General features: G+C 42.6%; 12 protein-coding genes. 5 read left to right on the top strand and 7 right to left on the bottom strand.

Features of this window, described 5'->3' with window-relative positions; translation table 11 throughout:
* Positions 1-70 precede the first annotated feature (70 nt).
* Positions 71-943, bottom strand: a complete 873-nt coding sequence (locus tag F957_RS18015) for an acyl-CoA thioesterase (protein WP_016660138.1) — start codon at positions 941-943, stop codon at positions 71-73.
* Positions 944-1,220: 277 nt separating this feature from the next.
* Between F957_RS18015 and plsB the strand changes: the two genes are divergently transcribed.
* Positions 1,221-3,767, top strand: a complete 2,547-nt coding sequence (gene plsB / locus F957_RS18020) for a glycerol-3-phosphate 1-O-acyltransferase PlsB (RefSeq protein ID WP_016542825.1) — start codon at positions 1,221-1,223, stop codon at positions 3,765-3,767.
* A gap of 40 nt (positions 3,768-3,807) precedes the next feature.
* Here the strand turns inward: plsB and F957_RS18025 are convergent, their stop codons facing one another.
* Both F957_RS18025 and F957_RS18030 read right to left on the bottom strand, forming a co-directional pair.
* Entirely contained in the window at positions 3,808-4,785 is a 978-nt protein-coding gene (locus F957_RS18025; protein ID WP_016660137.1) for a putative solute-binding protein, read from the bottom strand.
* Positions 4,786-4,911: 126 nt separating this feature from the next.
* Entirely contained in the window at positions 4,912-5,730 is an 819-nt protein-coding gene (locus F957_RS18030) for an NAD-dependent epimerase/dehydratase family protein (RefSeq protein WP_016542823.1), read from the bottom strand.
* 18 nt (positions 5,731-5,748) lie between these two features.
* Here F957_RS18030 and recG point away from each other — a divergent pair, with 18 nt between their 5' ends.
* Both recG and F957_RS18040 read left to right on the top strand, forming a co-directional pair.
* A complete protein-coding gene (gene recG, locus F957_RS18035; RefSeq protein ID WP_016542822.1) occupies positions 5,749-7,794 on the top strand; it encodes an ATP-dependent DNA helicase RecG in 2,046 nt (681 codons plus the stop codon).
* Complete coding sequence (locus F957_RS18040; RefSeq protein ID WP_016542821.1) at positions 7,787-8,470, top strand: ComF family protein; 684 nt, start codon at positions 7,787-7,789, stop codon at positions 8,468-8,470. Before recG ends, F957_RS18040 begins: the two co-directional genes overlap by 8 nt.
* Here F957_RS18040 and F957_RS18045 read toward each other — a convergent pair.
* Entirely contained in the window at positions 8,424-8,819 is a 396-nt protein-coding gene (locus tag F957_RS18045; protein WP_016542820.1) for an NUDIX hydrolase, read from the bottom strand. The two genes, F957_RS18040 and F957_RS18045, sit on opposite strands and share 47 nt — an antisense overlap.
* Before the next feature lie 10 nt (positions 8,820-8,829).
* Positions 8,830-9,414, bottom strand: coding sequence for an LOG family protein (locus tag F957_RS18050; protein ID WP_016542819.1), 585 nt, complete (start codon positions 9,412-9,414; stop codon positions 8,830-8,832).
* Positions 9,415-9,586: 172 nt separating this feature from the next.
* Between F957_RS18050 and F957_RS18055 the strand changes: the two genes are divergently transcribed.
* On the top strand, positions 9,587-10,600 hold the full coding sequence (locus F957_RS18055) for a magnesium and cobalt transport protein CorA (RefSeq protein ID WP_004657647.1): 1,014 nt from the start codon (positions 9,587-9,589) through the stop codon (positions 10,598-10,600).
* A complete protein-coding gene (locus tag F957_RS18060; protein WP_016542818.1) occupies positions 10,591-11,136 on the top strand; it encodes a hypothetical protein in 546 nt (181 codons plus the stop codon). Before F957_RS18055 ends, F957_RS18060 begins: the two co-directional genes overlap by 10 nt.
* A 54-nt stretch (positions 11,137-11,190) precedes the next feature.
* Here the strand turns inward: F957_RS18060 and F957_RS18065 are convergent, their stop codons facing one another.
* On the bottom strand, positions 11,191-11,478 hold the full coding sequence (locus F957_RS18065) for an STAS domain-containing protein (protein ID WP_016542817.1): 288 nt from the start codon (positions 11,476-11,478) through the stop codon (positions 11,191-11,193).
* A gap of 9 nt (positions 11,479-11,487) precedes the next feature.
* Positions 11,488-12,120, bottom strand: a complete 633-nt coding sequence (locus tag F957_RS18070) for an MlaC/ttg2D family ABC transporter substrate-binding protein (RefSeq protein ID WP_016542816.1) — start codon at positions 12,118-12,120, stop codon at positions 11,488-11,490.
* Between the last annotated feature and the right edge of the window lie 11 nt (positions 12,121-12,131).

Genomic DNA, 12,131 nt, shown 5'->3' with positions numbered 1-12,131 from the left:
GAGCAATTTTTTGTCACATCCTTATGATAAAAAAAGCCATCAGAATGATGGCTTTAGGGTTGATTCATTTTTACTGGGTTTCGATTTCTCTGAGCCGAATCAAACCTTCTTGCACCGTACTACACACCAACTGTCCATTTTGCCACATACGACCAAAGTTCAGCCCACGTGAACTGGCACTAATGGTCGCTTCCATATCGTAAAGCATCCACTCATCTGCACGCAGTGGGCGATGAAAATAAATGGTATGGTCAATACTGGCACATTGTAAATTCGGTGAAATCCAAGACAGGCCATGTGGACGCAATGCCGTGGTCATCAGGGTAAAGTCTGAATAGAATGCCACAATCGCCTGATGCAGCGAGATTTCATCCAAATCGGCTGGAATTACATCATGGGTCCGAATGTAATGCGCATAAAACGGCGCTTCTGGCTGCGGCTGAAACGGATTAATTAACTGAGTCGGTCTGATTTCCACATGACGTTCGCGCATAAAACTGGCACGCACATTTTCAGGCACAAAATTAATCAGGCTTTCTTTTAGTTCATTCTCAGATTTTAATGTGTCTGGCTCAGGGTATTCAGGTTCTTTATGTTGATAATTCAGCCCTTCTTCCGGATTGGCAAAAGAGACCATCGCCGAGAAAATAGTACGACCATGTTGGATCGCCCGAACTTGACGACTGGCAAAACTTTTACCATCTCTTAAAGGATCAACTTCATAAATGATCGGTGCATTCACATCACCGCCATACAAGAAATAAGCATGTAAAGAATGTGCAGGACGATCTGTGGTATATGACGCTGCTCTTAATGCTTGTCCAAGCACTTGCCCACCGAACACTCGCTTGCCTACCAAATTGCGGCTATTGCCTCGGAAAATATGCTCTTCTAACTTTTCCAGAGTCAGCAGTTCTACCAATTCTTGAGTTAACGCATTCATGTAATAGCCTTCCAACATCAATGAGGAGAGATCAACCAATCCATTCAGGGTTGATAATTTTGATTGTGCCACAAATTCAAATGACAATGGTCAGGATAAAATGATTCATCCGTCACGTTAATTGTATTTATACCCGCTAAAAATACGATTTTTAACGATAAAATCTACCAAATACGCTATATTTTGTCAGAAAATAACATATCGTTTCATGTAAGAATATCGCAGAATGTCGGGTTCATCATGACTCGATGTCAGGATTATTATTTAGGAGTTTGTAATGTCCAAGACTGGATTTGGTCAAATGTATCGCCAACTTTCGAGTAAGTTACTTGACCTTGTGGTAACGCCACATGTTCTTGGTGAAGTTCCTACAGAATCCACCACAGCAGAGCCAAATACAACTGAATCAAATAAGTTGGTCTGCTACGTATTACAAAATTATTCACGTAGTAATGCATTGGTGGTGGATGGTGAAACCCGTCGTCTAAATTTAAAACCAGCCCTAGATCCTTTGAGTTTTGGTACATATCAAGAAAAAAACTCGGTTCTGTTTTTACACCACAACGAAAATAATATTTTTAATACCCAGACTTTCCCGCCGCGCCTTTTACAATTGGTAGAAGCGCTTGAACAACAACCTGATGTTGATATTCAACTGGTTCCAGTAACAGTACTCTGGGGCCGCTCACCAGATAAAGAAGATTCTTGGTTCAAATTATTATTCTCAGATACTTGGGCAACACCAGGTACCGTCAAACAATTGATGAATATCGGCTTACATGGTCGTCAGTCTTTTTTAGAATTTCATGAGCCACAATCTTTACGTGAGTTGGTAGATTATGCCAAGAGTAATCATCCCAATGTGTCGCCAGCCACCTATATTGCCAGCTCTTTAGATACCTATTTAGACCAGCAACGTGAAGTCGTGCTTGGTCCTGACCTATCAGACCGCCGTAATGTGATGCAATCGGTGGTCAAGTCAGCTGAGGTACAAGATGCCATTCGTCGTGAAAGTATTCAGCATAAAATCAGTATGCTTGAAGCTGAACGCCGCGCCATTGGTTATGTCAATGAAATCGTCTCGGACTACTCAGCTTCGGCAGTCCGTTTTGCCGACATGGCCTTAACCCGATTATGGACGCAACTCTATGACGGCGTAGAAGTACATAATTTCAGTACCGTACGTGAGTTGGCTAAAGATTACGAGATTGTCTACACCCCTTGCCACCGTAGCCATATTGATTACTTATTATTGTCTTATGTGATTTATAAGCGTGGTTTGATGATTCCTTATATCGCTGCGGGTGACAACCTGAATCTACCATTTGTAGGTCAATTATTACGGGGTGGTGGCGCCTTCTTTATTCGCCGTTCTTTCCGTGGCAATGCACTTTACACCTCTGTATTTAAAGAATATTTACATAGTATTCTATCGCGCAACACCCCGATTGAATACTTTATTGAAGGGGGCCGCTCTCGTACAGGTCGTTTATTGCCGCCCAAAACGGGGATGTTGGCCATGACCATTCAGGGTCATCTACGCGCCCCAGCCAAACCGATCGTGTTTGTTCCAACCTATATTGGTTATGAACGTCTGATGGAAGGCTCAACCTATGTCGGTGAAATGCAAGGTAAACCGAAAGAAGCCGAGTCGATTTTTGGGATTGTAAAAACCTTACGGAAGATTGAACGTATTTTCGGCAAAGTACACGTGAACTTTGGTGAACCTGTGTTCCTAAATGATATTTTGAAGCAACAAGGTGCTGAAAATATTCAAACCGAGACCGCAAGTACCACTGAGATATCTAACGTTGTGGCAAGTTCAGCCAATCTGATTCTAGAAAACATCAACCGCGCTGTGGTGATTAACCCAGTGTCCTTGCTTTCCTTGATTTTATTGGCAACACCAAAGCACACCTTAGATGAAGAAATTTGCGCCAAGCAACTGGATATCTACCGTGACTTGGCAACACAACGACCATATGATGAGCGCACACAAGTGACCTCATTATCAGGTAAAGAAATTATTGCTTATGGCCTCAAGCTCAAGTTAATCAAACGTGTACAACATGTGTTAGGCGATATTATTGCGATTGAAGATAATCAAGCCGTATTGCTGACTTACTTCCGTAATAACATTTTACACGCCTTTGTTTTACCGTCATTGGTGGCTTCGCTGGTTGAGCACAATGGTAAAATTCACAAGAACGATTTAAGCAATGTGATCCGTACCTTGTATCCATTCTTAAAAGCTGAATTATTTATGAAATGGGAAGCTGCTGATCTACAAAAGCAGATTGATAATTATATTGATGCCTTAGTTCAGATTGGTATTATTTTCCAAGATCATGAAGACAACCTGTTCAGCCCAACGCCAAACAGTGAAGAACACCAAAAACTTGTGACCTTGGCGATGCCAGTGAAACAGAGTTTAGAGCGTTACTACATGACCCTTGCACTAATTACTCAACGTGGTTCAGGCAATATTTCAACCAAGCAAGTGGAAGAGTTGAGTCATTTATTGGGGCAACGCCTATCCGTCCTGTATGAATTCAACTCACCTGAGTTCTTCGATAAAGCCTTATTCCAAAGTTTTATTAAAGTCCTGACGCAACAGAATTATATTCGTAACAATGAGCAAGGTTTCATTGAATACGATGATAATTTCAGTGAGATGGCCGCAGGTGCACAGTTGGTCTTAGATGAGACGACGCTACAAATGTTGCAGCACATCACTACATTTAGCGATGAAGAACTGGCTGAAGCATTAGAGGCTATGGCATCTCAACAAGCCAAACGTCGCTTAAAACGCAAGAAAGCTTAAATACAAAAAAAGGCAACTTCGGTTGCCTTTTTTTAATGCGCTAACGACACTCTAAATACTTCGGATCATCCAAGCATCGCAGTCGTTTAATGAGCGATACAAAATACGCATCATAATAACCAGAGTCGACATAACGATTTCGAATCTTCACCACCATCGCGTCGTAGCCCTGTTTTTCATAACCTGAAATATCCGCCCAGTAATAAGCTGGTAAATGGTTTTCCCATTGAATGGCTTGTGCAGCAAGCACATTGCTGTTGCGCACAAACCAAGAGCGTATTTGATGACCGAAGCCTGCTGGGTAAGCTTGTGGCCGAATCACGATATTCATCGCAAAATACGCCATAGGGAAGTTGACGACCTGTGTGTCTGCACCAAATTCCTTTTTCAAGTTATACGGCAATATCCCATAAGCAGGTGCAGCCAAAATATCAATTTTTTTCTGCTTAAAAGATTCCACCGCATTAGAAAAATCAACATAGACGGGTTTAGCACCGACACTTTGTACCAATGCCTGTTGAGGTGGATTATTTTCTAAAATTCCAATGCTTTTATTTTTTAACTGAGAGACTTTATTAATCTGTTGGGTATTCATGATCATATAGGCTGTCCCAATCGGGATCATGCCCAACACTTCATAATCTCCACTCAGCATACGTTTTTCGACATTTGAATTATTCAGCAGTTGTAAAAATGTCCGAGCCACACGATTATTCGGAATCAATCCAATCCCCCCACTTGTGCCCATAAAACGGTTATAGCGATAGGTATTAAAATTGGATGCCACCAAGCCTGAACATTTACGCTGATCAAAAGCTTGTATCGCCTTCTTTTCATTTTTAAAGGTTTGAAAGCTTAACTGAACTTGATTTTGTTGCGCATACAGACGGATGTCTTGTAAACGACGGCTGATATCACCCTGTGTACTTAAAGGATCAAATACGCACCAAGACTGCTCTACAGCCCAACTTGCGGTTGTAATCAATCCGAATAAGATCATGCAAATTATTTTTCTCATGTATCACCCTTTACGCCTCACAGCAAACCTCGTGCTCAATTTAGGCGGTTCCTTTCAGGAATCTATTGGTATTTATAATTCAAAATACATACCAACTCTTTAAACTTTCTTTACAGTCTAATTGAATTATTTTTCATTACTATGTGCCAATAAAGCGGCAGCATAGTCATTAAAGCAAATCAAATGGTCAAATCGAAATCCAGTATCGGACAATCGGGTGGCATAGATCCGCTTGCCTGTCTGTTGTTGTGTCAATAGTTTTAAGGTGGGTAGCTTTAGTTGTTGTTGAAACCAAAGTAGAATTTCGTGCATAGGTAAAGGTATATTATTGCTAACAATATAGCTTGATTCAAGTTTAGCTAAATTAATTAATTCGGCTAAAAATTTTGCTAAATCATCAATATGAATACGATTACTAAAATGCACTGCAGGATAAGTCGATGTTTGCTCAGCCAACTTTTTTAACCGAGCGATTGAAGTTCCATAGATTCCAGTAGGACGAACAATAATACTTTGCTGCGGATAATTTTTTTGCCACAGCAATTCCATCTCGCGCAGCAGATGTCCTTGCGCATCAGCAGGTCGAATCTCGGTCTCATCATCAATCCGCTCACCTGCATTTTCACCATAGACCCGAGTGGAAGACACCACAACAATACGTTGTACTGGATGTGTTTTTAGTGCATCAACCATTGGTGCGATACTCTCCACATAGGTGTGTTGATAAGCTGCTATGCCACTTTGTGCGGGCGCAAGCAGTACATACACCATATCAATAGGTGGTAAGCGAGTTAAATCAAGTTGGTGAATATCCTGAATATAATGGGTCGCGTAACAATCTGTTTTTTCACTGCCACTTATTGTGCTAATGTGGTGTCCTTGCTCAAATAAGTGTTTAGCGACACGCTGAGATGTTTTACCATAACCAATAAATAAAATATGCATACACACCTTTGAGCAGAGATGACTTCAGTTCAGCAATTACAAGGCGTTGGTGCTGCCGCAGCGACCCTCTTAGAAAAGCTTCATATTTTTAGCACGGATGATTTGTTATTCCATCTTCCTCGTGACTATGAAGATCGTAGCACTATTATTCCAATGAATCAGCTGATCGTTGGACGAAGTTACTTGCTTGAAGGTGAAGTTCGTTCCGTCGATTTTCCACCGGGGAAAAAGAAATCGCTCGCAGCCCTGTTACAAGATGATTTTGGCAAGGTGACCTTACGCTTTTATCATATTTATAAAGGTCTGACTGATCGCATCCAAATGGGACAACGCCTACGGATTTTTGGTGAAGTCCGTGTCGGTGCACGGGGTTTGGAGCTATACCACCCTGAAATTCAGGTGATTCAACAACATACTGCTTTACCGAAAACCCAACTCACCGCGATTTACCCCAGCACCGAAGGCTTAACGCAGCCTAAACTACGTGAATACGTACGCCAAGCACTTAAACATCATAGTGACGACTTAGCTGAATTATTGCCAAGCAAATACAGCAATGGTTATGAACTAAAACAGGCCCTACATTACATCCATGAACCACCGATTGATGCCAATATGTTGCAACTCAATCAGGGTTCACATCCAGCACAACAACGCTTGATTTTTGAAGAACTGGTTGCTCATCAAATCAGTTTACTCACCCGTCGTGCTTATATTCGGCAAATTTCTGCCCCGCGCTTTAGCAGCAGTAAAGTACTTGCCAAGAAGCTGTTAGAGGGTCTGCCCTTCCAAATGACCAATGCACAAAAACGGGTTTCCAAAGAAATTTTGCAGGATCTTAAACAAGATCAACCGATGTTACGTTTGGTGCAAGGCGATGTCGGTGCAGGTAAAACCCTTGTGGCTGCCGTGGCTGCCTGTCATGCGCTGGAAGCCGATTGGCAAGTGGCGCTTATGGCACCGACTGAGATTTTAGCTGAACAGCATTATTTAAACTTTAAACGCTGGTTTGAGCCTTTGGGCATTCAGGTTGCATGGCTGTCAGGCAAACAAAAAGGCAAAGCCAGAACTCAAGCTGAACAACAGATTAAAGAAGGTCATGCGCAACTGATCGTGGGTACGCATGCTCTATTTCAAGATACAGTCGGTTTCTCAAAGCTTGGTTTGGTGATTATTGATGAGCAGCATCGTTTCGGTGTTGATCAACGTCTTGCCTTACGCAATAAAGGTGCGGACCAGTTTACACCACATCAATTGGTCATGACTGCTACACCAATTCCTCGTACACTCGCCATGAGTGCTTATGGGGATTTAGATACCTCGATTATTGACGAACTTCCTCCTGGACGTACCCCGATTCAAACCGTAACCATTCCATTAGAACGGCGTGAACAGGTATTACAACGCATCGCCACAAATTGTCGTGAAGGTAAACAAGCTTATTGGGTCTGTACTTTGGTAGAGCAATCCGAAACGCTGGATGCCCAAGCGGCTGAAGCCACCTATCAAGAAATTAAAGAACGCTTTCCAGACATTAATATTGGTCTGGTCCACGGCAAAATGAAAGCCGACGAAAAGCAAGCCGTGATGCAGGCCTTTAAAGACAATCAATCCCAACTGTTGATTGCCACCACAGTAATTGAAGTCGGAGTCGATGTCCCGAATGCGTCGATCATGGTGATTGAAAATGCCGAGCGCTTAGGTCTATCCCAATTGCATCAATTGCGTGGTCGAGTGGGTCGTGGTGCAACCGCCAGTTTCTGTGCCCTACTGTATAAAACCCCATTATCGCAGAATGGTCAGGAACGCCTTTCGATTTTACGTGAAAGCAATGATGGCTTTGTGATCGCAGAAAAGGATTTGGAAATTCGTGGGCCGGGAGAATTACTCGGCACCAAACAAACCGGAGATATGGGCTTTCGTGTCGCACGTTTAGAACGCGATGATCATCTGCTGACCCAAGCACATTATGTGGCTGAGCAAATCCTGAAAGAGTATCCACAGCATGCGGATGGACTACTCAAACGCTGGCTACCTGAAGCCCCAAGATATGCCTATGTTTAAACGACTTGGCACATCAGCACAGCAGATTTTTGATTATTTTACGCCTTGTAATCTCTGTGATATCGGCATGAAACGTCAATTTGGTGTATGCCACAGTTGCTGGCAACAACTGCCGTGGCTAAAGCAAAGTATTGAACGTAACCAACAACAGGTCTTGGTCGCCTGTGATTATGCCTATCCGATTGATCGGATCATTCAACAGTTTAAATATGAGCAAAAACTGCATCATCAAAGAATATTAGATGGCCTACTATTACAACTCAAACTTCCCAAAGTGCAGGCAATTGTGCCGATGCCCATCTCAGCTGATCGTCTAGCAGAACGTGGCTTTAATCAGGCCCTTCTACTCGCCAAGGCATTGAGCAAAAGCTTGAATGTCCCCGTCTGGCAACCCGTACAACGCTTGGCTCAGCACTCACAAAAAGGGCTATCCCGTTTAGAACGTCTTGAAAATATTGAGCAACAATTTGTGGCTGCACCACCCAACTCAATACGTTATCGCAAAGTCCTCATTGTCGATGATGTGTTGACCACAGGCAGCTCAATCAGCGCCTTATCCCAAGTCCTAAACCAACTCGGCTGCCAACACATCTATAGTGCTTGCGTAGCCGCCGCACAACCACGACAAACTAAGTTAATTGATTTTGCTGACACCACGGAATCACAATCTCTCTAGTTAAAGGCGCCAACACAGTGGCTTGATCATCCAATTCAATCCATTTCATTTCAGCAATTTCAGCAGCAATTTGAGGGGCCTGTTTTAATTCAACCGCATACACATAACTCACCAGCATATGATCTGGTTCATTGGCTGCAGCTGTTTCAAAACGACCAATGAATTGTTTCAATTCACATTCACAGCCAATTTCCTCCAAAATCTCACGTTGCATCGTGATTTCTGGTGCTTCATTGATTTCGAGCTTTCCGCCGACTTGCATAAAAGCATGCGTATTTTGTTTACGCACTAACAGCAATTGATTTTGTGCATTCAAAATCACAGCAGCCGCCACAGTGATGATTTTCACAAGTTGCTCCTTAAGCTTGAATTTCGGTCGTGGACATCCATTTTGGTGTCACTGGCTGGTAAGCCGAGAATGCCGCCAGAATATCCTCAATCTGCTCTGCAACAATCAGTTTATCGACAAAGCGTTCTTGACTAAAACCACGCTCAACAGAACCTTGCAGCATTTTAAGCAGATCATCATAGAAGCCCACAACATTTAAAAAGGCACACGGTTTCTGATGAATCCCTAATTGGCTCCAAGTCCATTGTTCAAAAATTTCTTCCAGTGTTCCTGCACCACCAGGCAATGCCACAAAGGCATCAGACAGCTCCGCCATTTTGGTTTTACGCTCATGCATACTGTTGACGACATGCAACTCGGTAAGACCTGTATGTGCCAACTCGCGATCAACCAAAGCATGAGGAATTACCCCAATGACGCGACCGCCAGCCTGTATGGCACTATTGGCGACAACCCCCATTAAACCAGAACGGCCACCGCCATAGACCAAAGTTTGGCCTTGTGCAGCAATTGCCTGACCTGTTGCCTCTGCCATTTGCTGATAAATGGGATCATTACCGAGTGAAGAACCACAGAAAACACATATAGAATTCATACAATTAAAACCGTTTTATATAACTGTCATGCTGATAAAGTAGGCTATGTAACAAGATTTTTGAGAAAATAACGTTTAGGCAAGTGTTTTTCGTTTCATCCTTGTCTAAAATACACCCTGCTTTTCGGTAAACGACCGAAAACATTACACCGACTGCGCGAGGAAAAAAGACATGCTTGAAGCCTTTTATGCCACAGAGCGCGGTAGTCTAGAAGATGCAACCATCAACGGAGGTTTCGACCTCCACCCCGAACTGGTCTGGATTGATCTCATCGCCCCCTCCCAAGAAGAACAACAATGGGTTCTGGATGCGTATGACCGAAACTTACCGACCCTAAAGTCGCTTGAAGACATTTCATCATCGGCACGATTTTACCGTGATGATGATGGAATTTTGCATATCAGCACCTATTTTTTAACAAAGAATAAAAACTTTCAAGTCGATGGTGATACTGACGACTCCTTACCGATGCTCGCAATGGTACAAACGGTTGCATTTATTTTGCATAAAGATCGCTTATTTACCATGCGTGGTGAAAAGTTGGTTGCATTCCGTGCATTTCGTGCCCGCGCTCGTCGTAATGACTATGATATGGACTATAAAGACCCAACCTGGATCTTGCTCGGCCTACTTGAAGCGAAACTGGATGAGCTTGCGGATATCTTAGAAGATATCCACAAAGACCTAGAACGATATTCCACAGAAGTCCTAAATAACCACCATCGCGAAAAAATACTCGACTTAGATGACATGATTACACGCCTCGCCCAGCAAGAAGATATGCTGGGAAAGGCACAACTGTGTTTAATTGATTTACGCCGTGTATTGACCTTTTTAGCGCGGCCGCGTGCCTTAGGCAGTCATATTTATGATGCCGACATTCGCGAGTTGAGTGAAGATGTTCGCTCACTGGTCGAACATGATGCCTTCTTATTCCAAAAAGTACGCTTCTTACTGGATACCACTTCTGGATTCATTAATACCGAGCAGAATGACACGATTCGTCGATTCTCGATTTTACCCAGTATGCTTGCACCACCGATGCTAATTGCCAGTATTTATGGGATGAACACCGACGTACTGCCCTTTGCGCACGGTAGCCTCAGTTTTTGGATTGTGATTGGTATTCTGATGGCCTTCCTAGTCCTACCCATGTTTTACTTCCGTTGGAAAAAATGGATCTAGACAAGAAAGGATTATTTCTATTTTTGAATATAATCCTTTCAATCTCAACAGCGTTTGCATGTGCACCACACTCCCCCAAAGATGTGTTTATCGCACGTGTCCAATCTATACAAAAGCAGTCTTCTGACACCCAAAATCAATTTGAATTTCAGCATATTCGCTTTGTATTTCAGCATTTTCTCACCAAGTTATTTACACCTAAACCCACCCAATGGCACAGCAATTTCCCTGCCAAAACAATAAAAACCAATGATTTAGTGATTGGTCTTGCCTATCCCGCAGATTCTGCCGCCCCCAGCAATTACCAGATCAGCACTCTGGCATTATTAGGTTGTGAGAAAAACATCATATCGATCGATCATCCCATTGCCCCCTTTACGGCATGGGATAGACAAGTTAAAAGCTGCAGTAATGCCCCATCTAGCATCAAATTATTGGATGGTTTTTTAGAATATGATCAAAATTATTATCTAGCAAAGTTACATCAAAAATATCCAAGCTGTGAGGCGCTATTTTCTGCTTTTCCCAAAAGTTAAGCATAAAAAAAAGAGAGCTAAAAATAGCTCTCTTTTTCTACGCTGCCAGATCAATCAAATCAATTTCAAATCGTCTTGTAAATGGCACGCTTGGATGATTTTCAGCATCTTCTCAGACACATTTTTAAAATGCAGCCCTTTATTCTCAGGGGTTTGACGCAACCATTGCACCAAAACCGCCAAAGATAAAGTATTACCTTGTTCAAGCTGGGCCAAATCCACAACCAAAGGAAAACTCTTGTGTTGCTGAATATGCTTTAAACCTGCCTGATAGATTTGCTCTGCATTTTCAAAATTAATCGTTTTAGAAACAATTAGTTGCTGATCAATATACTGAATCACACCACCACCTTATTTTTTGCTAACAGCAGCATCTGCATCTGGTTTAAATGTTGCAATCGCTTTATTGATGTCACCACCATTACGTTGAACCGTTGCAGCAAACTGGTTACGGAACTGTAAACCAAGGTCAATACCAGACACATTGATATTACGTACCTTCCATTGATTGCCCTTGTCGGTTAACTGGAACGATACTGGAATTTTTTCGCCATTATGCAAGAAGTCTAAAGTCACCACAGGGTTTTTACTGTTGGTCGATTTAAACGGACGCATGGTGTAGCTTTCGTTGGTATATTTCGCGAAAGCGCCGCCATAGTTCTCAATAATAACCGCACGGAAATTCTGTTCAAACTGAGCACGCTGTGCAGCCGTGGTGTACTGATTATTTGCATAAGTACCCAACACAATGCGAGTAAACGCTTGTGAGTCTACATATGGATCAAGGTTTTGACGAATAATGGTACGAACCAAAGCTGGATTATTCTGTAATTTTGCATTATCTGCTTTTAAACGTGTAATCAAGCCATCAGCCACACGCTTCACAAAATCAGGCGGGGTCTCTGTAGGTGCTGCAAATGCCGCACTTGCAAGCATAGTTGATAATACGCTTGCCGTTAGAGTTTGTTTCAATAATGTATTCACTTCAATCTCCT

This window comes from Acinetobacter gyllenbergii CIP 110306 = MTCC 11365 (genome assembly GCF_000413855.1).
Classification (GTDB): domain Bacteria; phylum Pseudomonadota; class Gammaproteobacteria; order Pseudomonadales; family Moraxellaceae; genus Acinetobacter; species Acinetobacter gyllenbergii.
The sequence above is the reverse complement of the archived record's forward strand: the minus strand, read 5'-3'. Positions and strand labels throughout refer to the sequence as shown.